Source organism: Bacteroides oleiciplenus YIT 12058, from assembly GCF_000315485.1.
Taxonomy (GTDB): domain Bacteria; phylum Bacteroidota; class Bacteroidia; order Bacteroidales; family Bacteroidaceae; genus Bacteroides; species Bacteroides oleiciplenus.
This window is the reverse complement of record NZ_JH992941.1, coordinates 621,947-647,566: the sequence shown is the minus strand read 5'-3', so window position 1 is coordinate 647,566 and position 25,620 is coordinate 621,947. Positions and strand designations below refer to the sequence as shown.

The 25,620-nt window shown below is 44.9% G+C and carries 19 protein-coding genes; 16 read left to right on the top strand and 3 right to left on the bottom strand.

The window, feature by feature from the left end:
• Positions 1-3: 3 nt before the first annotated feature.
• Positions 4-981: a glycosyltransferase gene (locus tag HMPREF9447_RS10560; protein WP_009129718.1), complete on the bottom strand. Its 978-nt coding sequence runs from the start codon at positions 979-981 to the stop codon at positions 4-6.
• A gap of 283 nt (positions 982-1,264) precedes the next feature.
• Between HMPREF9447_RS10560 and HMPREF9447_RS10555 the strand changes: the two genes are divergently transcribed.
• Positions 1,265-1,639, top strand: coding sequence for a hypothetical protein (locus HMPREF9447_RS10555; RefSeq protein ID WP_009129717.1), 375 nt, complete (start codon positions 1,265-1,267; stop codon positions 1,637-1,639).
• A gap of 13 nt (positions 1,640-1,652) precedes the next feature.
• Here HMPREF9447_RS10555 and HMPREF9447_RS10550 read toward each other — a convergent pair whose 3' ends face one another.
• Complete coding sequence (locus tag HMPREF9447_RS10550) at positions 1,653-3,422, bottom strand: LTA synthase family protein (protein ID WP_009129716.1); 1,770 nt, start codon at positions 3,420-3,422, stop codon at positions 1,653-1,655.
• A gap of 197 nt (positions 3,423-3,619) precedes the next feature.
• On the opposite strand from HMPREF9447_RS10550, the gene HMPREF9447_RS10545 reads away from it, so the two are divergent.
• Positions 3,620-5,461, top strand: coding sequence for an ABC transporter ATP-binding protein (locus tag HMPREF9447_RS10545; RefSeq protein ID WP_009129714.1), 1,842 nt, complete (start codon positions 3,620-3,622; stop codon positions 5,459-5,461).
• A gap of 437 nt (positions 5,462-5,898) precedes the next feature.
• Here the strand turns inward: HMPREF9447_RS10545 and HMPREF9447_RS10535 are convergent, their stop codons facing one another.
• Positions 5,899-6,534 carry a ribonuclease H1 domain-containing protein gene (locus HMPREF9447_RS10535; protein WP_044138131.1) on the bottom strand — a complete coding sequence of 212 codons (636 nt, stop codon included), beginning with the start codon at positions 6,532-6,534 and terminating at the stop codon, positions 5,899-5,901.
• 467 nt (positions 6,535-7,001) lie between these two features.
• Between HMPREF9447_RS10535 and HMPREF9447_RS10530 the strand changes: the two genes are divergently transcribed.
• The 14 genes from HMPREF9447_RS10530 (at position 7,002) to HMPREF9447_RS10465 (ending at position 25,612) form a co-directional block, all read left to right on the top strand.
• Positions 7,002-7,316, top strand: a complete 315-nt coding sequence (locus HMPREF9447_RS10530; protein WP_009129712.1) for a hypothetical protein — start codon at positions 7,002-7,004, stop codon at positions 7,314-7,316.
• A gap of 87 nt (positions 7,317-7,403) precedes the next feature.
• The gene (locus HMPREF9447_RS10525) at positions 7,404-8,012 is read left to right on the top strand and encodes a nitroreductase family protein (protein ID WP_009129711.1); all 609 of its coding nucleotides are present in this window, start codon (positions 7,404-7,406) and stop codon (positions 8,010-8,012) included.
• 55 nt (positions 8,013-8,067) lie between these two features.
• Positions 8,068-8,595 (top strand): shikimate kinase, encoded by a 528-nt coding sequence (locus HMPREF9447_RS10520; RefSeq protein ID WP_044137992.1) that lies wholly within the window; start codon positions 8,068-8,070, stop codon positions 8,593-8,595.
• A gap of 107 nt (positions 8,596-8,702) precedes the next feature.
• Positions 8,703-10,595: a biosynthetic arginine decarboxylase gene (gene speA / locus HMPREF9447_RS10515; RefSeq protein ID WP_009129709.1), complete on the top strand. Its 1,893-nt coding sequence runs from the start codon at positions 8,703-8,705 to the stop codon at positions 10,593-10,595.
• 4 nt (positions 10,596-10,599) lie between these two features.
• On the top strand, positions 10,600-11,373 hold the full coding sequence (gene argB, locus HMPREF9447_RS10510) for an acetylglutamate kinase (RefSeq protein WP_009129708.1): 774 nt from the start codon (positions 10,600-10,602) through the stop codon (positions 11,371-11,373).
• Between the two features lie 61 nt (positions 11,374-11,434).
• Entirely contained in the window at positions 11,435-11,944 is a 510-nt protein-coding gene (locus HMPREF9447_RS10505; RefSeq protein WP_009129707.1) for an RNA polymerase sigma factor, read from the top strand.
• On the top strand, positions 11,934-12,416 hold the full coding sequence (locus HMPREF9447_RS10500; protein WP_009129706.1) for a hypothetical protein: 483 nt from the start codon (positions 11,934-11,936) through the stop codon (positions 12,414-12,416). The genes HMPREF9447_RS10505 and HMPREF9447_RS10500 overlap by 11 nt, the downstream gene beginning before the upstream one ends.
• Positions 12,417-12,635: 219 nt before the next feature.
• Positions 12,636-14,291, top strand: coding sequence for a DUF6377 domain-containing protein (locus HMPREF9447_RS10495; protein ID WP_009129704.1), 1,656 nt, complete (start codon positions 12,636-12,638; stop codon positions 14,289-14,291).
• 180 nt (positions 14,292-14,471) lie between these two features.
• On the top strand, positions 14,472-15,950 hold the full coding sequence (locus HMPREF9447_RS28435) for an IS1182 family transposase (RefSeq protein WP_009129703.1): 1,479 nt from the start codon (positions 14,472-14,474) through the stop codon (positions 15,948-15,950).
• Between the two features lie 398 nt (positions 15,951-16,348).
• Positions 16,349-19,327, top strand: a complete 2,979-nt coding sequence (locus HMPREF9447_RS10485; protein WP_009129702.1) for a SusC/RagA family TonB-linked outer membrane protein — start codon at positions 16,349-16,351, stop codon at positions 19,325-19,327.
• Positions 19,328-19,362: 35 nt separating this feature from the next.
• Positions 19,363-21,159, top strand: a complete 1,797-nt coding sequence (locus tag HMPREF9447_RS10480) for a RagB/SusD family nutrient uptake outer membrane protein (RefSeq protein ID WP_009129701.1) — start codon at positions 19,363-19,365, stop codon at positions 21,157-21,159.
• Positions 21,160-21,177: 18 nt separating this feature from the next.
• A complete protein-coding gene (locus HMPREF9447_RS10475; protein ID WP_009129700.1) occupies positions 21,178-22,866 on the top strand; it encodes a starch-binding protein in 1,689 nt (562 codons plus the stop codon).
• A 72-nt stretch (positions 22,867-22,938) separates the two neighbouring features.
• Entirely contained in the window at positions 22,939-24,285 is a 1,347-nt protein-coding gene (locus HMPREF9447_RS10470; protein ID WP_052315185.1) for an alpha-amylase family glycosyl hydrolase, read from the top strand.
• Between the two features lies 1 nt (position 24,286).
• Positions 24,287-25,612, top strand: a complete 1,326-nt coding sequence (locus HMPREF9447_RS10465) for an alpha-amylase family glycosyl hydrolase (protein ID WP_009129698.1) — start codon at positions 24,287-24,289, stop codon at positions 25,610-25,612.
• Positions 25,613-25,620: the final 8 nt, after the last annotated feature.

Below are 25,620 nucleotides of genomic sequence, written 5' to 3'. Positions count from 1 at the left end.
TGGCTAAAAGTTAGTGTATTGTTTGTTGTTATTCAATATTTGGTTGAATTCACGATTAAATAGACCAAAGTATGAGTTCTCTACTTCTTTGGCATCCCACGAATTGTGCCAATGATATGCGAATGCTCCGGGAAAGAACTCTTTATAACTATTGATAGTCTTTTTTTGGTCGAAACCATCGCCAAACTCTTTGAAGAAGTCTGTGAATTTGCTTAAAGGCATTCCTTCGCAATATCCTCCCCACAACGGATCGAAAAAGGTACAAGGATAATTCCTTAGGTTTGCTAATTTCTTATCTTTGTAATCAAATAATACCCATGGCATTGCTGCTTTTCTTTTTTGTAGTTTTTTCGCTAAGTAATTTGTTATGTAGCTATTCTTACGTAGATATAAAATTGCACTGTTTGCATAAGGTTGGTATTCCCATGCATAGACAAATTCGTGTCCTTTTAGCAAAGGAGTAAAGTCTTTCAAAAACATGACATCGAGATCGAAGTATAAGCCTCCATATTTATAGAGAGAAATAATCCGGAAATCATCACCCTTTGCTGCCAAATTCTTGGCTGCATGGATGTATTCCTTGATTTTTAAGAATGGAGTGCCTACTATTTCTTTTTCAACATTCCATGATACTATTTTTATTTTGTCTTTCAGCTCATGCAGATATGGGTTGCTCTCCACCTGTGAATAACCATTTGCTTCATCCAGCCACAGCCACAACTCTGTACTTTCCAAATTTTGTGTACACAGAAAACTTTTAATGGAAAAAGCTTGCTTAAGACCAAAAGTTCCGTGCCAGTAAGCGTGGAAGATAGTTTTCTCTGTAAGTAGTCGGGACGATTGCTCTCTTTGGGAATCAGAGACTTTACTGAGGTATAAGTCTTTGCATTCCAGGATGTCCCAATTCGTGTAAGTTGGTTCTAAGTTTCCGGTGTAAAACTCATTCTTCTTTTTAAAATAATGTTTTAAGCTTCGAATCATACTTTTGATTATGAGTGTGCATCATTGGGGTGCAATTTAATAATTAATTTAATTGTGGCAATAATAAACTTGGATATGGCATTCATATGATTGTTTTATAAATGAATCCAAATTGCATTTTGATTTTAATATGTACAAAGATAAGTATTTGTAGGCGAAATTAATGAATAAAGTTTTAAAAAAGCATTTTAAAGAATCAGATGGATTATTATACAAGTATTGAACAGGTTACTAATTTTATTATAGAGTCGGAACTACCTCAAGTAATACTGTAATAGAATATTTGAATAGTCTGGAATGGGCTAAACTGCTCCGGTTGCTGTATGCGGATTTGTTGTCTGTCAAAAAGATGCAGAAGCCGGATAAGATATATCTGGATAATCCTAATTTGCTCTATGCTTTGGCCTCCCGCCCTGTGAAGATAGGTACGGCACGTGAAACGTTTGTCGTGAATCAGTTAGGCTATATGAATGATGTGGTATATGGCAAGAAAACAGGCGATTTTAAAGTAAACGGACGCTATACGCTGGAAGTTGGCGGTGAAGGAAAAAGTTATGACCAAATTGCGGATTTACCGGATTCATATATATTGGCAGACGGCATAGAAACTCCGTATCGACATAAATTGCCAATCTGGATTGTTGGTTTCTTATATTGAATGAGGAGATGCGTTACTTTCTCCCGAAATAATTAAAATGAATTATCTGGTCGGAAACCTCATAAGCTTCCTTTGCGAAATCCACTTCTTCCGGAGTATAGCCTTCTCCTTCCACATTCATTTGCGATCCTACGGCAAATCCTTTCTTGTCAGGATTAAGAATGCTTTCGCCAAGACCAGTCCAGTAATAATCATCCAGTTGAAGCAGGTTTAGCAGGGTGGGATACATATCTATCTGCCCCATTACCTCGTCATAGCGCATACCTACGGGTGAGTTCACAACAATAAAGGGGGTAAATGGCTTATCGGATACAATGCCTTTACCATAGGGGTTGTCACATAATTCAGTACGGTAAGATGCCAGACCTTCATGGTCTCCTGTGATGACAATCAGTGTTTCCTTATATTGTGGAAGTGTTTTCAGGTATTCTACAAACTTTCCGATGGCTTTATCCGTATAACGGGCAGTAGTCATATAGCTTCCCATTTTCTCCGGAATATCGGCAGAGAATGATACCTCTCTCAGATGTTCCGGTAATATGAACGGGGCATGGCCGGAGTAAGTGATGAATTGTATGTATGCATTTTCCCCTTTCTTCCAGATTTCTCCTTTGGATATCTTCTCCTGACATTGGGCAAAGAATGAACCGTCTCCAGTGCGCTTATGTGTCCCGAAAGCTTCGGTCAGTTTAAAGTCGTGATAAGCAAGGATGGTATCTATGCCAAAACTGTAAGCAATGGGTCCCTGATTCCATGTAGACACTTTATCTATGGTCAGCAAGTAGTTGCGTGATTGCTTTTTCTCCCGCATGGCTTTCTGGAGTGAGGGATAGACATGATTGGGATATTGACTGCTGTAAGTGCCGCTGTTTAAAGGAAGCAGTCCGGTACAGAGCATTAGCTGTGCATCGATGGAACGGCCGCCTTTTACCTGCGTCAGCACATGCGGGGCATAAAGAGTGGTGGAGTCTTTCAGTAGCTTGTTTAGATAAGGAGTGATTTCCTGTCCTTCCACTTCTTTTTCCAGCACCCAGCTTTCCAGTGATTCTGCAAAGATAATGATGCAGTTATTGCGTTGGCTGCCACTACAGCTATCTGGTACGGCAATCTCGTGTTTAGGTTTCTGAGCCAGCCAATCTTCTATTTCTTTTTGTACTTCGGGAGTCAGCTCGGCTTGCTGATTCATGAGGTCGTAGCACAAGCTACCGAAGACGGTGTACATGCTAGCTCCGCTTGAACAGAGATAAGCAGCCTGGCGGACTTTAGCGTTAGCAGCTTTGAATCCGCCTTTTGTCATCGTCACGATGGTAAAGATGCAGATGATTGCTGCCAACACTCCCAAATATGGAAGAACAGGTGCCGGACGTTTCAGATGTGGTGTTTTTTTTGTACGCAGATGAATCAGGACCGCGGCAATGGTAGATAGCGGAAAGAACAGGTCATACCACCGGAGGGAATCTACCACGCTTCCGGTGAAGTCCGCAAGGTTGCCCGATAGTCCGTAACTGTTCAGCGGTATGGCGGTGTAATAGGTACGGAAGTACATCAGGTTGGCTATCAGGAGGGCATCCAGCAGGAACATGATGATGGTTTCCGTTTTCCAGAGCTTGAAGAAAGCGTAGGGGATAAGCAGTATAAGGGTAGCTATGAGCTTTGTAGTATAAAATTCAATGGAAGAGAAAGGGGCGAAAGTAGTGGGGATACACCACAGTACATCAAATAGGATGAATTTAAGAAAAATAGTGATTCCGAATATCAGTACGGACTTATCAATCTTTGTCATAATAAAGAGTTTTTTTTATATCCGGGTGCAAAGGTACAATATATTTTTCCGATTTCATTCTGTAACCTATATAAATGAACTACAGGACCTGTTTGTTTTGGAGGGTATGGATAAATCTCGTTAATAATGGGCATGTCTTCTTTATCTTAAGGAATTTTCTTGTATCTTTGCGCCCTTAATTCGTTAATGACCAAGCAATGAAGGAATTCCTGCAATTAATGCGACGTTTTGTGTCGCCTTATAAGAAGTATATAGGATGGGCAATCGTGCTCAATGTTTTATCGGCTGTTTTCAATGTCTTTTCATTTACCCTGTTAATCCCTATTCTGAATATCCTGTTCAAAACAGGTGAGGGTGCAAAGGTGTATCATTTTATGGAGTGGGGAAGTGACGATTTAAAGGACGTGGTGATAAATAACTTCTATTACTATGTAACCCGTCTGATTGAAATACACGGACCGATAATGACGCTTCTCTTCATGGGGCTTTTCCTTGCCTTCATGACGATGCTGAAAACATCTTGCTATTTCGGTTCTTCCGCCATCATGATTCCTTTGCGTACGGGAGTTGTTCGTGATATTCGTATCATGGTTTATTCTAAAGTGATGCATCTGCCGCTCGGCTTTTTCTCTCAGGAGCGGAAAGGAGATATTATTGCCCGTATGAGCGGTGACGTGGGCGAAATAGAAAACTCCATTACCAGTTCGCTGGACATGTTGCTGAAAAATCCTATTCTTATTCTGCTTTATTTCGCAACGCTTATTATTACCAGTTGGCAACTCACTTTGTTTACCATAGTGGTGCTTCCCGTTATGGGGTGGCTGATGGGTAAAGTAGGCAAGAAGTTGAAACGCCAATCTTTGGAGGCGCAGGGTAAGTGGAGCGATACAATGTCGCAACTGGAAGAGACTCTGGGCGGTTTGCGTATCATCAAGGCTTTCATTGCCGAAGATAAGATGGTGGACCGTTTTACGAAATGTAGCAATGAATTGCGCGATGCGACCAATAAGGTAGCTATTCGCCAGGCATTGGCTCACCCGATGAGTGAGTTCCTGGGAACGCTCCTCATTGTGTTGGTGCTTTGGTTCGGTGGTATGCTGATTCTGGGTGATGAACATTCTTCGCTGGAAGCTCCTACTTTTATTTTCTACATGGTTATCCTTTATAGCATCATCAATCCGTTGAAGGAATTTGCGAAAGCAGGATACAACATCCCGAAAGGTTTGGCTTCCATGGAGCGTGTGGATAAGATATTGAAAGCTGAGAATCCTATCAAGGAACCTGCAAATCCGCTTCCTCTGCATGGAATGAATCATAATATTGAGTTTAAGGACGTTTCTTTCAGTTATGATGGAAAGAGGGACGTGTTGAAACATATAAACCTGGTTGTTCCTAAAGGCCAGACGATTGCCCTAGTCGGACAGTCCGGTTCAGGTAAATCTACATTGGTTGATTTGTTGCCGCGCTACCATGACATACATTTCGGAGAAATCATGATTGATGGTGTCAGCACTAAGAACTTCCGTATTCACGACCTGCGCGGGCTGATAGGAAATGTAAACCAGGAGGCCATCCTGTTCAATGACACCTTCTTCAATAACATTGCTTTCGGTGTGGAGAATGCCACGCTGGAACAAGTGATGGAAGCGGCCAAGATTGCCAATGCCCACGACTTTATCATGGAAACCGAGCATGGTTACAATACGAATATCGGCGACCGCGGCGGCAAGCTTTCCGGCGGACAACGCCAGCGCATCAGTATTGCCCGTGCCATCCTGAAGAATCCGCCTATCCTTATTCTCGATGAGGCTACTTCCGCTCTCGACACCGAATCCGAACGTCTGGTGCAGGAGGCTTTGGAGCGCTTGATGAAAACCCGTACTACGATTGCCATTGCCCACCGCCTTTCTACCATTAAGAATGCAGATGAAATCTGCGTGCTCTATGAAGGAGAAATTGTGGAACGCGGCAAGCATGAGGCTCTGTTGGATAAAGATGGATACTATAAGCGCTTGAATGATATGCAGTCTCTGTCTTAAATAAAAAGCAAATAAAAAAAAGATTTTGTTGATTTTGTCAGCACTCCAGCACTGATGTCTCTCAAACCCTTTGCTGGTCGGGCTTTGAGGGTTGTGCTGATAAGGTGTATGCAAGTGACGACAAGTATTTTGTCAGCACTGCTTTTCTTGACTTGTTTCCGGATGTATTTAAACATGGAAGCACAGAGTATAAGCCAATGTATCTTGTTGGAATCCATTATGTTGCAGTTTCCTTTAGGTAGGAAACGGGTGTTCCCAAGCCTAAGAAACGATAGTTTCTCCTAATGGAAACGCTGGTTTCTCCTAATGGAAACTGTCGTTTCCCTTAATGGGAACGCTCGTTTCCTCTCGTGGGAACGTGAGTTCCCGCTGCTGGGAACGGACACAAAGCTTGTTTCGTTGACTTTAATGAAAGGGAGGAATGCGAATGGAAAGGCTTATTTTCTACCGAAGTCAGCAGGTATTTCTCCCCACTGTTTGGTTTCCCATTTCATGATTTTGGTGGTGTAGGTATTTTCGCGCAGCCACTTTTCGGCGCGCTCTATCAATTTGAAGAGCTCTTCCGTTTTGGGTTCACGTGGCAGTTTTGTCTTGCATTTCTTCTGTTTTATCCAGTTGATGGCATTCACGCTGTCGCTGTAGATGGGCATATCGAACCCTTTCTGTTTCAGTAAAGCAAGTCCGTGAACGATGGCGAGGAACTCGCCGATGTTGTTTGTGCCGTACACCGGGCCGAAGTGAAACACTTCCTGCCGGCTTGCCACGTGTACGCCCCGGTATTCCATCGCCCCGGGATTGCCGCTACAGGCTGCATCTACGGCAAGGCTATTCTCTGTTACACAGGCGGGCAGGGGGGCATTGGCATCCTTTTTGGGAGTGTGAGTGGCGGCGGGTGCCCGTTTGATATATTCATACGGAGAGGATGCAAAGGCCTTTTCCGCTTCTTCGCGCGTCTCGAACGATTTGTACTTCGCTCCTTCGTAACCTTTGGTCTGCAACTGGCAGTCTGTCCAGGAAGTGTAAATACCCGGATTGCCGCCTGCCCATACAACGTAAAATTTCTCCTTTCCCATATCGGGGGACAAAGGTAATGCAAACTGGAGGCAGTACAAAATAAGCCTGCTTAATTTTTAATGTTAAGATGTAGCTTGCCCTATTTTGAAAGTGGAGAAAGAAGATTGTGCAGAGAAAAAAGGGCAAATACTTTGCCGAAAATCGGATAATCCTTATCTTTCGCTGTGTTATTAAGCTAATATTTTAAAATTATGGAAATATATCACGGCGGATACTGCCCGGTAGATACTCCTGAAATAGTTCAAACGTCCTACTCATCAGATAAATTTTTGTACATCAGAGGCTTTGAAATGTCTCACTTTTATTAAGAGCGAGGAGGCTAGAGTATGATAGGAAGAGAAAAGAAAGAGCATAATGATTTGTTTTTTGTTTGTAGTTTGGTTGAATATATCGGCCGGAAAACTAAAAATCATCGGAATGTCGTCGTGAATGCGATAGGGAAAAAAAACTGCTGCGCATTTATGAATTGGCTGACGATTATCATAGCGAAAACATAGATAAAGTAGCAGATGAACTTATTGATGGTTATCGTATTGAAACAGGGGTGTTTGATAATGTTGCCGATGCTAAATATGCAATTCCTACTTATTGGGATATAGGGAAGGTGTACAAACGATTAATCATTGAACTCTGTGATAAGCAGGGTAAAGAACCGGTTGAAACCTTGATTGAAGTGTATAACTCATGGCTTTCACGGAAGATTGAGGATTTTAATAGTAGTCTGTATTTTGAAAATCCCGATTATCTGTATCAGTCATATATAAGAGGGGAAGTTCTTTAACATTTTGGTTCTCCCGAACAACTTACTCCTTTCATTTGTTTCCTTATATGAAACAAAAATGATAAATACCAAAAGAAAGGACTCAATATGATTAGACAACGGACATTTGCTGAGGCATTGGAACATCGCCGCAGCTATTATTCCATCAGTAACGACTCACCGGTTCAGGATGAGGAGATTGTACACATCATTCGTACAGCAGTGAAACATGTGCCTTCGGCATTCAATTCCCAGACTACGAGAGTGGTGTTGTTGCTGGGTGACGAACATCAGAAGTTGTGGAGAATTGTGAAGGACCAACTGGAAGAACGCCTCTCCGAGGAACGTTACCGCCAGTCGGAAAAGAAGATAGACACTTCGTTCTCTTGCGGATATGGTACGATACTTTTCTTTGAAGACCACTCCATAGTAACAGAATTGCAGAAAGCATTCCCCACTTATCAAGATAATTTCCCTACTTGGTCGCAGCATACCTCTGCCATGCACCAATTGGCCATCTGGACTATGCTCGAAGACAAAGGGCTGGGCGCTTCCCTGCAACACTACAACCCGCTGATTGACGAAGAAGTGCGCCGCACCTGGAAGCTACCCGAAAGCTGGCAACTGGTTGCGCAGATGCCTTTCGGCACCCCCGTAGCCGAACCGGGAGAGAAAGAATTCAATGATTTGAGTGAACGCATTAAAATTTTCACCTGATAGTAAATCCTCTCAGAGTAGAATTGCTTACCTTTGTGCGCAAAGGTAAGTGCTTATGATACGTATTTTCTTAACCGGCTACATGGGAGCCGGTAAAACAACTTTAGGAAAGGCTTTTGCCCGCGAACTCGGCGTACCGTTCATTGATTTGGACTGGTACATTGAAGAACGGTTTCACAAATCCATACGTGAACTATTCATCGAGCGGGGAGAGGCCTCTTTTCGTGAACTGGAGCGAACCATGCTGCATGAAGTGGCTGAGTTTGAAGATGTCATTATTTCAACCGGAGGCGGCACGCCTTGTTTCTTCGATAATATGGAGTATATGAACGGGTGTGGACAGACGGTTTTCCTCGATGTGCATCCCGATGTGCTGTTCCGCCGCTTGCGTGTAGCCACCCAGCAACGCCCCATTCTGCAAGGAAAAACGGACGAAGACCTGCGGGCTTTCATCGTGGAAGCCCTGGAGAAGCGCGCCCCCCACTATGGCAAGGCAAGCTACCGTTTTGATGCCGGATTACTGGAAAGTCGTCGGCAAATATCAGAATCCGTACAGAAATTGCGTGCCTTACTGGGTGTTTAACCACTTGTAAATGTGTAATTTTGGGCGGAAAACGCGATAAATCTCAGGAATTATTGTATTTTTGTCGCCCTATTAAAATCAAACAATAAACATTCGAGTAACAAAAAATGAGAAAATGGCGTATTGAAGATTCAGAAGAGCTTTACAATATTACAGGTTGGGGCACTTCGTACTTTGGTATCAATGACAAAGGTCATGTAGTGGTGACACCCCGTAAAGACGAGGTCGGCGTTGATTTAAAAGAATTGGTGGATGAGCTGCAATTGCGAGATGTAGCGGCCCCTATGTTGATACGCTTTCCCGATATTCTGGACAATCGGATTGAGAAGACTTCTTCCTGTTTTAAACAGGCTGCCGAAGAATACGGCTATAAAGCACAAAACTTCATCATCTATCCCATCAAGGTAAATCAGATGCGCCCTGTGGTAGAGGAAATCATCAGCCACGGAAAGAAATTCAATCTCGGACTGGAAGCCGGTTCGAAGCCTGAACTTCATGCCGTGATTGCCATTAACTCAGATTCGGACTCGCTGATTATCTGCAACGGATACAAGGACGAAAGCTATATAGAGTTGGCTTTGCTCGCCCAGAAGATGGGTAAACGAATTTTTCTTGTAGTAGAAAAAATGAACGAGCTTAAGCTGATTGCTAAGATGGCGAAGCAACTGAATGTCATGCCCAATATTGGTATTCGCATTAAGTTGGCTTCTTCCGGAAGTGGCAAATGGGAGGATTCTGGGGGAGATGCAAGCAAATTTGGACTCTCTTCCAGCGAATTGCTTGAAGCACTTGACTTTCTGGAGGCAAAAGGCCTGAAAAATTGTCTGAGATTAATACATTTTCATATCGGAAGCCAGGTGACAAAGATACGTCGTATCAAGACGGCACTTCGCGAAGCATCTCAGTTCTACGTGCAGCTCCACTCTATGGGATTTAAGGTTGAGTTCGTAGATATTGGTGGCGGTCTGGGGGTAGATTATGACGGAACACGCTCGTCCAGTAGCGAAAGTAGTGTCAATTATTCCATTCAGGAATATGTGAACGACTCCATCTCTACGTTGGTAGACGCTAGTGATAAGAATGATATTCCCCATCCCAATATTATTACGGAAAGTGGTCGTGCACTGACTGCCCACCACTCCGTACTCATTTTTGAAGTACTAGAGACAACGACCTTGCCTGAATGGAGCGATGATGAAGAGGTGACGGCGGAAGATCATGAGTTGGTACAGGAACTTTATGGTATTTGGGATACGTTGAATCAGAATAAGATGTTGGAAGCCTGGCACGATGCGCAACAGATTCGTGAAGAAGCACTTGACCTGTTCAGTCACGGCATTGTGGACTTGAAAACGCGTGCGCAGATTGAACGCCTTTACTGGTCTATTATGCGTGAGGTGAACCAAATAGCCGGCGGTCTGAAACATGCTCCAGATGAACTTCGTGGACTGCCGAAGTTGCTGGCAGATAAATATTTCTGTAACTTCTCGCTGTTCCAGTCCTTACCGGACTCCTGGGCCATCGACCAGATATTCCCCATTATGCCTATCCAGCGTCTGGACGAACGTCCCGACCGTGCGGCAACTTTGCAGGACATCACCTGCGACTCGGATGGAAAGATTGCCAACTTCATTTCAACCAAGAATGTGGCGCATTATTTGCCTACCCATTCTTTGAAAAGTAAGGAACCTTATTATATGGGTGTGTTCTTGGTGGGCGCTTATCAGGAGATTTTGGGTGATATGCACAATCTCTTCGGAGATACGAATGCTGTGCATGTATCCGTGAGTGAGAAAGGTTACAGCATCGATCAGGTAATTGATGGTGAAACTGTGGCAGAAGTGCTTGACTATGTACAATATAACCCCAAGAAACTGGTTCGTACTCTGGAGACTTGGGTAACTCAATCAGTAAAAGAGGGACGCATCTCGTTGGAAGAAGGAAAAGAATTCCTTTCCAATTATCGTTCCGGTCTGTACGGATATACTTATTTGGAGTAAGAATATGAGAGAGAAACTGACAGTAATTAAAGTGGGTGGCAAAATCGTGGAGGAAGAAGCCACCCTCCATAAGTTGTTGGATGACTTTGCAGCTATTGAAGGCTACAAAGTGCTGGTGCACGGAGGCGGACGCTCGGCTACGAAACTTGCTACCCAACTGGGTATCGAAAGCCAGATGGTGAACGGACGCCGCATTACGGATGCCGAAACACTGAAAGTAGTGACGATGGTGTACGGCGGATTGGTGAATAAAAACATCGTAGCCGGTCTGCAAGCACGTGGTGTCAATGCGTTGGGACTGACAGGCGCAGATATGGACGTCATCCGTTCCGCAAAACGTCCGGTGAAAGATGTGGACTACGGTTTTGTGGGTGATGTGAAGCAAGTGAATGCAGAATTCCTGGGCGATCTGATTCATAAAGGAGTAGTACCTGTAATGGCTCCGCTGACGCACGACGGTGCGGGTAATCTGCTGAACACGAATGCCGATACCATTGCCGGAGAGACGGCAAAGGCACTTGCCACTTTATTTGACGTGACATTGGTATTCTGCTTTGAGAAGAAAGGTGTGCTCCGTGACGAAAATGATGATGACAGCGTAATACCACAACTCACCCCTGCCGAATTCAAACAATATGTGGCGGAAGGCGTTATTCAAGGAGGCATGATACCGAAGTTAGAGAATTCTTTTGAAGCTTTGAATGCGGGAGTTGGGGAAGTAGTAATTACCTTAGCGTCAGCAATTAATGAGAGTAGCGGAACCCGCATCAAAAAATAATTCAAAAAAAGTAGTGAGTAACTGTAACTTTCCATATACTTAACCGTCATTATTTATAGAGATGCAAGAAATCAGTTTTCGGAATGACATTCTCCCTCTGAAAGACAAACTCTTTCGGTTGGCTCTCCGGATTACTTTCGACAGGGCAGAGGCAGAGGACGTTGTACAAGAAACACTGATAAGAGTCTGGAACAAGCGTGATGAGTGGACGAAGTTCGGTTCTATTGAAGCCTATTGCCTGACAGTAGCAAAGAATCTGGCGATAGACCGCAGCGAGAGAAAAGACGCTCAGACCGTGGAACTGACACCGGAAATGGAACAAGCTCCGGAAGCATCCAGCCCTTATGACCGCCTGGTGGACAAGGAACAAATGACATTGATTCACCGTCTGGTAAATGAGCTTCCCGATAAACAACGGCTGATTATGCAGCTTCGGGACATAGAGGGTAAAAGCTATAAAGAAATTGCAGTCGTCCTGCACTTAACGGAGGAACAGGTAAAAGTGAACCTCTTCAGGGCGAGGCAGAAAGTAAAACAACGGTATTTAGATATAGATGGTTATGGACTTTAAATATATAGAACAACTCTTGGAACGCTACTGGCAGTGCGAGACTTCCCTCGAAGAAGAAGCGCAGTTGCGTACTTTCTTCAACGGAAGCGACGTTCCCGAGCATTTGCTCCGTTACAAAGATTTGTTCGTATATCAGCAACTGCAACAGGAAGTGGGATTGGGTGAAGACTTTGATGCCCGCGTGCTTGCAGAAGTGGAAACTCCGGTGGTGAAGGCGAAACGCCTGACGCTCACTGCACGTTTCGTTCCGCTGTTCAAAGCCGCCGCAGTAGTGGCAGTGGTACTTTCATTAGGGAATGTGATGCAACATTCTTTTTATAGTGATGTGAAAGAAGTAGCCGCTGCCGATACGATTGGCAAACAAATTACCGCACCTTCGGTAGCTCTTTCCGGTGATATAACGATTACCCACGAACAACAGATCCTGGATAGTCTTCAACGGGTAGATAAGAAGGTTGAATTGAAGAAATAACATTTTCATTTGCTTTAAACATAAATATAGTTAGTGTGCTTTATTAAAACAACAAATTGAGGCTGTGAAGTTTCAATTCTCTCAAATTCTTATAAAAACTAACTAAGATAGATGGGGCGCCGCGAGATGCAGCGCCCCTTTTATTTTAAAAATAAAGAGGTGGGATGGTTATTAAGGCAGGAATTTATATCTTTGCCCTGTTCGTAAACGTATGTAAGCATGAAAAAACGATACTTACTCTTTGTAACCTCTTTGCTGCTCTGTTGTCTTCTGCAAGCGCAGGGACAAATAGACTCTTTACTGGTGGTTCTGGACAGGACGATTGCGAATACTGCTCAGTATGAACAGGCCCGGCTGAAACGTATCGAGCAGATAAAGGAGCGTTTCCGGACGAGAAAACGTACTTCTCTTGCAGAGGAATATCGCATCAATCAGCAGCTTTATGATGAGTATGAAGCCTATATTTGCGATTCTGCCAGGCATTATATCAACCGTAATATAGAAATAGCCCTTCAATGCAATGATTCTGGTTGGCTGAATGAAGCCAAAATGAAGAAAGCAAGTATCCTGGGTAAAACAGGCCTATATGCAGAAGGAGTCGCATTACTGAAGTCTATTGACAGCAAACAACTATCCAAAGAACAACTCATTGAATACTACATCACCTTCGAAGATATCTACCTTTATCATGCAGAATATGCGATGGATGACGAATATCAGATAGAATATCTGAACAAGCTGTACACTTATCGCGATTCCGTACTGCAAATAGTAGAGGAGGGGTCCTACCAGTATGTCACTACCTATACCCCCGAACTCTTGCAACAAGGAAGAGGCGACGAAGCCATAGAAATGCTGGAAGCCTATCATCACAAACTTTCGCCGGATACGCGTGATTATGCGGTGGTGACATCTATTCTCGCGTTTATCTATCAGAGTACGGGACATCGGGAGAAGCAAAAAGAATATCTTATAAAGAGCGCGATTGCTGATATTCGCGGCGTAGTGAAGGAAAATAATTCTTTGCGTGCATTGGCGGAATTGCTGTATGAAGAAGGACAGTTGCAACGGGCGGATGTTTATATGAAGCGAAGCATGGAAGATGCTAATTTCTACAATGCCCGTCTGCGGAATGTGCAGGCTTCGCGAATGCTTCCGGTCATAGATCACGCTTATCAGGTAGAGAAGGAAAACCATCAGGCGATATTGCAGATTTTCCTCATTGTGACAAGTCTGTTGACGTTGTTTCTGGCATGTGCTGTGTGGTACGTAATCCGTCAGATGAAGAAGTTGGCCCGTGCCCGACAGGAATTGCTGGATATGAATGAGGAGTTGAAGCGGCTGAATGAGCAGTTGACGGAGGTGAACCGGAAACAGCATGAAACAAATGATTCGTTGACGGAGGCGAACCACATTAAGGAGGAGTACGTCGGGCGGTTTATGGGCTTCTGCTCCGTATATATTGATAAATTGGAAGGTTACCGGCGGATGCTGAATAAACAGGCGGCTTCCGGTAAGGTGGAAGAACTGTACAAAACGTTGAAATCTTCCCGTTTCATCGATGAAGAGCTGAAAGAATTCTATCAGAACTTTGATAACTCGTTCTTGAGTATTTTCCCTGATTTCGTGAAGCACTTCAATGAATTGGTACCGGACGAAGAGCAGATTATTCCTAAACAGGATGAGCGGCTGACTACTGAATTGCGTATTTTCGCCCTTATCCGACTGGGCATTACGGACAGTGCCAAGATTGCAGGGTTCCTGCGCTACTCTATTACTACTATTTATACTTATCGTTCCAAGTTGAAGAACCGTTCCCTCTACCGGGATAATTTTGAGGAAGAGGTGATGAAAATCGGTTCGTTTGCCAGTTAGTAATGATTAAAAAGTAACTTGGGAGATAAATGATAATTTAGCGGCGGTAGACGATTGACAATAGTATCTTCATTCTCCTCCTCCCGGGAGGTTGTGTAAAAAGTAAGAATCAAGTGTTCTTTGACATATTGTATAAAAAGGATTTTATATCTTTGCTTTGATAACAATAGGATTAATTTTATGGGCTATATTCAACCTTTTGATCGTAATCAACTGACTCTTCCCGAGTCTTTAGATTCTTATATCTCTTGTGAGAACCCTGTTCGTCTGATTGATGTTTTTGTCGATCAGTTTATCAAATTGCACCCTGATTTTTCATCTTATAAAGGTAACAGTCCTACAGGCCGTTCGGCTTATAGCTTTGGTACTTTACTCAAGCTGTATGTCTACGGCTATTTAAACAGTATCAGTTCTTCCCGTAAACTGGAGCGCGAGACTCTGCGTAATATGGAGTTGATCTGGCTTCTGGGTAATCTCCATCCCGATCATAAGACTATTGCCGATTTCCGTTCCAAACAAACTTCGGGCATTCATGAATGTTGCCTTGATTTCCGCCGCTTTCTGGTCAGTTCCGGTTATATTTCAGGCAAATTGGTAGCTGTTGACGGCAGTAAAATCAAAGCCAATACCAATCGTGACGGTCTTACTTTAGATGGTATTAATCGACAGTTAGCCTTGTTGGATTCCCGTTTAGAGAAGTATCTGCACCAGCTTAATGAAAATGATCTGGTGGAAACAGCCCAGGAACAATTATCCGAACTCTCGGACGAGCTCGGTGTGGAGAGCTCCCTACTGGAGAAGATAGCCCGTTTGAGCCAACAGGTTGAAGAACTTCAGGCGGAAAAACAGCGTATGCTGGATGAAGGTTCCAAAAGAAGCTTTCCCTCTGACCGCGAAGCTCGCCTGATGAAGACCCGCAACGGTTTTCTTCCGGCTTACAATGTCCAATCAGTGGTAGATTCCCAACATCATCTGATAGGTGCCATGCAGGTTACCGACCACCCGAATGACTTTGAAGACCTTCAATCTTCGATTCATGCCATGCAGGAAGACCTTCAGGTAGAAGTAACCCAAGCCGTTGCCGACACCGGTTATGCCAATGAAGAACAGATCCTGGCCCTTGAAGAAGAAGGCAAAGTGATTGCCGTTCCTTTCAATGAAGGAGACCATTCTCCTAAAGAAGATCGGGAGCACGGAATCTTTTTTACCTATGATGCAGACAATGACTATTATATATGCTCCCAAGAAAAGATATTACCTATTAAAGACAGGCAAGTTCGTAAACATGGAAAGCTTTATAGAAAATATCAGGGAAGAGACTGCAAGGGTTGTCCCCTGATAAAGTTCTGCACCACATCGAAAAAAGGTCGGATTATCTACCGAAGGGCAGATGCCGAACCCATAAGACAGTATATGAAGAAGTGTAAGGGGATGAAATACAAAGCGCTTATACATTTACGAAAAACATTGGTAGAACATCCCTTCGGAACTCTTAAATACTGGATGGGGCAAATACCACTCCTACTCAGAGGAAAGGAAAAGGTACAGGCTGAAATAGATTTGTACGCAACATGCTATAACCTAAGAAGGGTGACTAACATTCAAAGCATACAGGTACTATTGCAACAAGTCCACTATTGGGGTATTAAGTATACCTAATAGCGGTCATTTGCCAAAGGACAACAATAGAAATTCCAAAATAAAGAGATAAAGAGCATTTCCTTTTTAATACAAAATGTCAAAGAACACTTGATTCTTACTTTTTACACAACCTCCCGGGAGGAGGGGAATAAAGTTACTCCGCATATCACGCCGCTAAATTATCATTCTCTTCCCTTCAAAACCATCTGTTTTCTCCTCCTATTCTCTTTGTTTCTATTTAGTTTTTTAATGCTTTTTGTTTACTTTATCTTGCTGATATATAATGTTTTGACCCTTCTAACTATTTAGATTTTCTTTAGTTCCGTTTTTCAACCTTCTTCTTTTTACAGACATTTGCAATGTCGCCTCAAACAGTGTGGGCGTACAGAATGATTGTTAATCTAAAAACTAATAGTATGAATGTAAAAAGAACAAAGTTATGTTTGTGCCGGTCTCTCCTTCTCATGACCGGATTGCTTTTTGCAGTGGCATCCTTTGCCCAGGATTTAACCGTGAAAGGAAGAGTAACGGACACCACGGGTGAAACTGTAATTGGGGCTAACGTAACTGTGAAAGGTACAAGTAATGGTATTATTACCGATATTGACGGTAACTATACTTTGTCGGGCGTGAAGTCCTCTTCCGTCCTTGTCTTCTCCTTCATAGGCTACAAGACACAAGAAATTCCCTGCAACGGACGTACTGAAATCAATGTGGTGCTGGCAGAAGATGCCCAGGCACTGGACGAAGTGGTAGTAGTGGGCTATGGCTCGTTGAGCAAGAAAGAACTTTCCAGTTCCATTGTGCAAGTAGACAGGTCCAAGTTTCTGCAAGGTTCCATGAATAACCCTATGGAGATGCTGACAGGTAAAGTAGCCGGCCTGACCGTAAACAACACAGCGGCAGCCAATCCGAATGCAAGTTCTTCCCTCCAGATTCGCGGTGCAACCTCCATTTCCGCTTCCAATGACCCGTTGGTGGTGATTGACGGTGTGGCAGGCGGTGATATCCGCAATCTGGCAGCACAAGACATCGAATCTATGACCGTACTGAAAGATGCCGCCTCGGCTGCCATCTACGGAACACGTGGGGCCAACGGCGTTATTCTGATTACCACCCGTAAGGGAGCCGGAGAGGCTGGTCGTGCCCAGGTAACTTATGATAGTTGGTTCGGTGTGAATCTGGCAAAGAGTGGTCCGGACATATTGAGCGCCGACGAATTCCGTCGTTCACGCCGTGCTACGGACTATGGCTATTCTACTGATTGGTACGACTTGTTGTTACGTGATTTCTCTTTCGATAACAACCAATACCTTTCTATCGACGGCAGCACGAAGAACGGATACTATGGCGCTTCTTTCAACTATAAGAAAGCAACCGGTCTCGACCTGAACAGCAGCCGCGAAGAATTTGGCGGACGCTTTGTCCTGAACCAACGAATGATGGACGGACTGGTAGAACTGAACGGTTCTCTTAACGCCCGCCGCGTCAACGAGGTATGGGGTGACGACGGTATGTTCGATACCGCTCTGAGCATGAACCCCACCATGCCCCTTTACAATACAGACGGAACTTACTTCCAACCCACTTCCCCCACCGGAGCCCGCAACCCGGTGCAGGAACTGAAAGAAATAGATAACAACGGTCAACGTGTCTACCTGATGGGTACGGCTGAGGTAAAACTCAATCTTATCCGCTCGGAGAAGCAAATGCTGAATACTTCATTGAGCTACTCTTTGCACTACAATGACCTGAAACAACATTATTATACCCCCTCTACAGCCGGCGAATCTTATTGGAACGGTTATAACGGTCGTGCAGAGGTGACTTACCAGAAATGGTACACTTCCCGTTTGGAATGGCTGGGTAACTATTCACTGGACCTGGGGGACCACAGTATCAAGGCAGTGGCAGGCTATAACTACGAGCAAACTACCTGGGAGCGTCTGCAAGCCGGAAACAGTGATTTCAACTTCGATGACATCCTCTGGAATGACCTTGGCAGCGGCGCTTATCTGGCAAAAGGTAAAGCAAGTATGGGTACCGGAAAATCTCTTGCCAAGCTGATTGGCGTTTTCGGTCGTATCAACTACAACTGGAAGAATCTGTTGATTGCTTCCGCCTCTATCCGTTACGAAGGTTCTACAAAATTCGGTGCAGACCATAAGTGGGGTGCTTTTCCCTCCCTCTCTCTTGCCTGGGAAATGGCTAACATGGGCTTTCTGAAAGATCATCAAAAAGTGGTTCAGAGCCTGAAACCTCGTATTTCTTATGGTGTAACCGGACGTTCGGACTTCGATTGCTACCAATCACTCGCCACTTACGGCTCGCACAAAAATGCCCAGTTGAACGTAACAGATACCTATCTGATGGATGGTGCCTGGGTGACAGGTTTTGCTCCTTCGGTGAATGCTAACTCTAAACTGGGTTGGGAGAAGAGTATCAGTATGAACATTGGCGTTGACTTTGCTTTGTGGAACAGATTACGCGGTTCTGCCGAGTGGTTCCATCGTGAATCCCGCGACTTGCTCTATAACTATACTGCCCCGCAGCCTCCTTATATTTACTCTACCATCTTGGTGAACGTGGGAACCACCATCAACCGTGGTTTCGAAGTCTCTCTGGAAGGTGATATCTTTAAGGGAACTCCGGTGGAATGGACTTCCGGCATCAATTACTCATACGGAACCACTAAGCTGGATAAACTCTCCAATAATCTGTACAAGGCTTCGTACGTAGAACTTTATCAGAAGCCGGGTGTAGGTACCAGTGAATACTTCTTCCGGGTTGAAGAAGGTAGCAAAATCGGTCAGTTCTATGGTTACGAATATGCCGGAGTGGAGAATGGAGAAATGATGATTTATACCGATACGAACGAAAAAGTACCGGTTTCAAAGGCCGACGTGAAGTATAAGCGCTACCTCGGTAATGGTACTCCGACCTCTTATCTTTCTTGGAGCAATACCGTTCGTTACAAAAACTTCGATCTGAGCCTGATGTTCAACGGTGCTTTTGGTTTCGAGATTTTCAATATGCGCCGCTACGGTATGGGATTGAAAGGTTGCGGTACGGACAATGTGTTGCGTGATGCTTATATGAAAGATGCAGACATCACTACCGGTGGCGGTGTCATCTCCTCTTTCTTTCTTGAAAAGGGCGATTACTTCAAACTGGATAATCTGACTCTGGGATATACCATCACTCCGAAAGAGAACAAGTTCATCAAGGGAATGCGCGTTTATCTGACAGCCAAGAACCTGTTTACGCTGACCGGTTATTCCGGCAACGACCCTTCGGCTGTTGCCACCAACGGGCTGACTCCGGGTATAGATACAAACAGCGCCTATCCTTCGGCTACACAGTTGAGCGTAGGTGTGAATATCCGCTTCAAATAAAGGCTATCGTTTAATCATTAATACAGAAAAGAATTATGAAATATCTGAAATATAAATGTCTGTTGGCAATCATTCTGGGTTGTTCATTAAGCGGTTGCTTCGACCTTACGGAAGAAGTGTTCGACCGGGTAGACTCCGGCGTCTACTATCAGGACGAGAATAGTGTAAAGAGTGCGGTAGCGACTATTTATTCTACGGGAGCTACCAGCTATGCCGAATATTTCTGGTACTTGCAGGAATTTCCTGCCGACCAAGTGACCTGGCGTGTATGGAATGGCGGTCAATGGGGATATGATGAAGGTGAGAAGTTCGTCTTCTCTATTCAGAACTGGACGCCCGATGCCAAGATTATCCGTTCCGCGTGGGAAAAAGCATGGACGACTATCGGGCTTTGCAACACGTTGTTGGCCGACTTGGGAGAACTGGCTCCTGCCGATCTGAAAATGACTGAAGAAAGTATGAAAGCTTATGAAGGTGAAGTGCGTACACTCCGTGCATGGGCCTATTATAATATCTTCGAAATCTGGGGCGGTGCCCTCCCGTTGAACATCGAACCGGCTACCGTGGACGGTGACCTGCCGCCTACTGCCGACCCGGACTTCGACGTCAGTAGCAAGAAGATATACAACTTCATTGCTACCGAACTGGATGCTTGTTACGAGGGAATGGCAGAGAACCAGGTGAACCGTATGAACAAAGCGGTGAACCGTATGATTAAAGCCCGCCTGCTGTTGAATGCGGAAGTCTTTATCAAGGAAAACCATTATAGCGAATGTGCAGAATTATGCCGCAAGATTATCAGCGGTGAATATGGAAAGTATGAGTTGGCGAAGGACTATCGTGACATTTACTCTATCAATAACACCGAATGCCCCGAAGTCATCATGGCCTTTGCCTGCGAAGACGGCAAGCTGAATATGGGCTGGATGCGCATGACTTTCTATCCTTATAACATCTGGGATTATTTCGGGGGTACTTATAGCCAAAGCGGTTGGAACTGTACTTGTCTGGTACCTTCGTATGACAATCAGGGTACGGTGAATGAGCTGGGAGGTACTCAGGGCGCTACTTGTTTCCTCGATGCGCCTTACAGTGATAAACTGGGTGCAGTGTACGAACGTTTCGACGACCGTGACATCCGCAAGAAGAATTACACTTATGATAAGAAGAATGGTTATAGTGGTATTTTCCTGAAAGGTACCGTGAAGGCTAATTATGGTAAGGGCGAAGCTCTGAAAGCAGATGCTGACCGTGACGGACAAGACTTGGCTTACGTAGACCAAGTGGGTACATTTATGAATCTGGGCCGTAATCTGGAAACTGTCATGTCGCCGCGTTGGGGTGAAACGAACTCCGGTCTCCGTCTTGTGAAGTATCCGGTATATCCTACTTCCGCAGGCATCGACTTTCAGAATATCGACGAGGTGGAGTTCCGGCTGAGCGAAGTTTATTATATGCTGGCAGAATGTGAAATGCGTGCCGGACAAGCTGACAAAGCCAAAGATTTGGTGAATGCAGTGCGCCAGCGCTATTTTACTGCCGGTGATTGGGCGGACGTGAAGGACAGACCGGGACGTGGTTTCACCGCATTTGATATGGACTGGATGCTGAGCCAGTGGGGCGTTGAATTCCTGAATGAAGGTCGCCGTCGCCGCACAGACTTGCGCCGCTTCGACAAATTCACACAAGGGCAGTGGTGGTTCTTCGGGCGTGCTTCGGACGATGGAGGACTTTATCCGGCCAAACGCGACCGTAAATATGAGTGGTATCCATTGCCCGCGTCCGCGCTGCAGGTAAACCAGGGACTGATACAGAATCCGAATTATAAATAACTCTAATACAGAAAATTCATGAAAAAGATAATATATTGGTTATTTATGCTGCCGTTGCTTGCATTGCTCAACGGATGTGACGATAATGACATGATTACGTTTGACGACGAACTGCCTCAGTTCGAAATCAAGGCGAATGCCATATTGCTGGAAGTCATCATGCCGAAAGGCAGTGCCGCCGATGATGAATATTACATTGTGGGCGACTTCAACGGAGGAGCCGAAGTGGCTGTTGGCAATCTGGAATGGCAATTGGAGAAGGCAACCGACAGTGATTCCAAGTGGGGTATCTATCTGATACCTTCCACTTTCAAGAACGGAAAGACGCTGGCCGACGGCTTCTATTTTGTATCGGCTGCGAAGGGGGAAGAGCGTTCTGTGAAGAATGAAGCTGTGGTGCACACACTGGATGTTTCAGTAGGAACCCGTACGAATGTATGGGTGGATCGTTGGAAAGCTTACTTTGATACGGAAGAAGAAGGACATGACGGTTTCGTGGTTTACGTGCAGGATAAATCCGGTTGGGATAATCTCTATTTGTATGGCTGGGCAAATGATGCGCCAGTGACGGATGCATGGCCCGGTTTTAAGGTGAAGGGTACGGAAGTAATCAATGGTGTTACTTATAAGTATTTTGATATGGGCAAATCCCTGGATGGTTTCGAGGGGCTGAACCTGATTTTCAATAATGGTGACGGAGGAGCGCAATTCAACGGTCCTGTAGTGACACTCAATAAGGACTTTTATTTCCGCATTACTGATAAGGGTTTTGAGGAGATTGATCCGGAGGCAAGCTACTGTATCTATGTGGACGACCAGTCCGGTTGGGGCGACCTGGCGCTTTATATTTCCGGGGCAGGTGATAATAATGAAGACTGGCCGGGACTTCAACCTGCCGGAACAAAGGAAATCAATGGCGTTACTTATAAGTATTTCGAAACAGATATAGAGTTGATGAATCAAAGTATCAATCTGGTATTCAACAATAATATGCAAGGTGATGATCCGGGTATCAAGCAATTCTATGTTAAGTCCATTGCTTTCAGCCGCGACTTCTATTTTAGCATTACGCCTGACGAATGCAAGGAGATAGATCCTGAAACACACGGCACGAGTTACTCTATCTATGTGGAGGACAACACTGGTTGGAGTGGACTGGCACTGTATGGTTATGGCGGAGTAGAATTAGGTGGTGGCTGGCCTGGTATTAAGGAGTACGAGGCGAAAGAAATCAACGGTATGGCATACAAGTGCTTCCATTTGTCTCCGGCTGCTACGAATAAATCTGTCAATTTGATATTTAACAATAACAACGGTGGTGACAACAAGCAATTTGACGGTCCATATATCGAATCCATCAACCGCGATTTTTATTTCCGTATTACGGATGGTAGTTGTGAGGAAATCAACGGCTGTACGGTTTATGTGCAGGATAATTCCGGCTGGGATGGACTGGCTATTTATTCTTGGGGTGATGTTGAAGCATGCGGCGGTTGGCCGGGTATGCAACCCACAGGTACGAAAGAAATCGGTGGTATGGTTTATAAGTACTTTGACCTGTCGGCAAGCTTTGGGAAGAATGTCAATCTGATTTTTAATAATAACAATGGAGGTGTTCAGTTCGACGGGCCGTATGTGTCTTTGATAGGTGATCTGTATCTCTCCATTACCGGTACTTCTTGTGAAGTGCTGCCTAAGCCTCAGTGATTTGTATATCACCGCTAAATTCTTTATAAATTAATTATAGAAAGAGTATTTATAATAACAAAAAGAATAAGTATGAGAATGAAAAATATGCTAAAGATTTTGTGCTCCGGTCTGTTGCTATTGTGCCTTGCAGGATGCAGTAGCTCAGATGATGAGCCCGATATTCCGCCTCCCGGAGGCGACGAAACTACGGACGGTATGGTGATTTATGAAGCCAATCCGGCATTGTTCGGTGAAACGCAGGCGTTGAATGCTTTGACGTCCCAGTTGTCCCGCATCAAGAAGTTGGAGACAAATGTCCTTTGGTTGATGCCCATTTTTCAGCAAGGTGAAAAGAATTCAGTAGGATCACCTTATTGCGTAAAAGATTACCGTGGAATCAACCCTGCTTACGGTACATTGGCAGATCTGAAAGCTCTGGTAAGCAAAGCCCACAGCGAAGGTATGTTGGTTATTCTGGACTGGGTAGCCAATCATACTGCCTGGGACCATGCCTGGACCACGGAACACAAGGACTGGTATACGCAAGATGCCAACGGCAATATCATCTCCCCTCCCGGAATGGGATGGGATGATGTAGCCGATTTGAACTACGACAATGCCCAGATGCGTACTGCCATGCAGGAAGCCATGCTTTATTGGCTGGCGGAGGCTGACATCGACGGATTCCGTTGCGACCATGCCGAAGGGGTCCCCAATGATTTCTGGAAAGAAACCATTACGAAGCTCCGTTCAGCAAAAAGTACCTTGCTGATGCTTGCTGAAGGTTCACAAACAGCACTTTATGACGCAGGCTTTGATATGCTGTATGCCTGGAGCTTTGCCTATAAACTACAGGATGTGTATGCTGGAAGTGCTTCTGTTGCCAATCTGTACGAGACACATCGCAGTGAATTCGCTTCAGTGACGGATACCCGGTTGCGCATGCGCTATTCCACCAACCACGATATGGCTTCTGAGAAATCACCCGTACAGGCCTATCAGACCAAGGAAGGTGCTTTTTCCGCTTTTATAGCTTCCATCTCGATGGGTGGTTGCCCCATGATATACAGTTCGCAGGAGATTGCTTATGATAAAGCCCTTTCTTTCTTTGGCCATCAACCGATGGACTGGAATGCAAATGCTGATTATCAGGCAAATTATGTAAAACTGATGCAACTGTACCGTAATTCTCCGGCCTTGCAGCAGGGAGAAATCAAACTTTATCAGACGGGCAAGGCTGTATGTTCCTATCGTACTTCTGCTTCTGAAAAGATACTGGTACTGATAAACACCAGTGGCAACCAAGAACAGATGAATCTGCCTATGGAACGGGTAGGGGATAGTGTGAAGAACCTTTGGACCGGTGAAAGCACTGTATTGCCGAGAACATTTACATTGGAACCTTATCAATATTACATCTGGAAAATAGAAGGATAATATGAAGAAATATGTATGTATCATAAGCCTGTTGTGCCTGTTGGTTGCCTGTGCGGGCAACAAGCAGAATGGAACGGCGAAAAAGCCGGCAGCATTGCCTGCTGTGGAAGATGTCGTGATGTACCAGGTCAATCTGCGCGTGTTTGCACCCGAGAAATCGCTCCGGGCGGTGGAAAGTCGTCTGGACTCCATTCAGGCATTGGGAATAAACGTTGTGTGGTTTATGCCACTCAATGAAGTGGGACAGGAGAAGTCTGTGAATTCTCCCTATTGTGTGAAAGATTACAAGTCTGTGAATCCGGAATTCGGTACGTTGGATGAATTTAAAGGATTGGTCGGTGCCTGCCATCAAAAAGGGATGAGCGTCATTATCGACTGGGTGGCCAATCACACTTCCTGGGACAATGCCTGGATTGCCAATAAAGCATGGTACACGCAGGATGCGGCCGGGAATATAATCTCCCCTGCCGGAACAGGCTGGAATGATGTAGCCGACCTGGATTTTGATAATCAGGAGATGCGCCTTGCCATGATTGATGCTATGAAGTTCTGGGTGACCGAAATCGGTATTGATGGTTTCCGTTGTGATGCGGCAGATTTTGTTCCCTTCGATTTCTGGAAACAAGCGCTCGACTCCCTGCGTGCCATCCCCGAACATCCGTTGCTGATGCTGGCGGAAGGGAAAAGACGCGACCATTTCGATGCCGGTTTCGATATGAATTACTCTTGGGACTTCCTGGAAACCCTTCGCGATGTATTGGTGAAAGAAGCTCCGGCTACAGCACTGTTCCACACGGACAAAGCCGAATACGACACTATTCCTGTGGGGAAAGTGAAACTGCGCTTTACGACCAATCACGATGAGGCGGCAAAGATGTCTCCTGTCAAAGAGTTCGAAGATGCGCGTGGTTCTATGGCAGCCTTTGTGTTGACTACTTATCTGCATGGCGGAGCACTGATTTATGGCTCTCAGGAGGTGGGTTATCCCGAAGCTATCAATTTCTTTACCTATGTTCCGGTAGACTGGACGGCTAACGGCGATTTGTATCAGGAGTATCAGCGTCTGATGGCTCTTTACAATGAATATCCGGCTATCCGGAAGGGGGAAATGAAGCCCTTCGCGAATGCAGATGTGCTGTTGTTTGAGAAACAGGATGGCAAGGGCCGTGTGCTGGTTGCTGTGAATGTGCGCAATCGTGAAGTTAGTGTGGCGCTGCCGCAAGAGTGGAGCGGGCACGTAAGTAAGGATTTATACAGTGGAAGCGAGCAGAAGCTGGAAACAGAACTGAATCTGCCGGCTTATCAGTATCGAATCTTTAAATTCTAATGATTAAT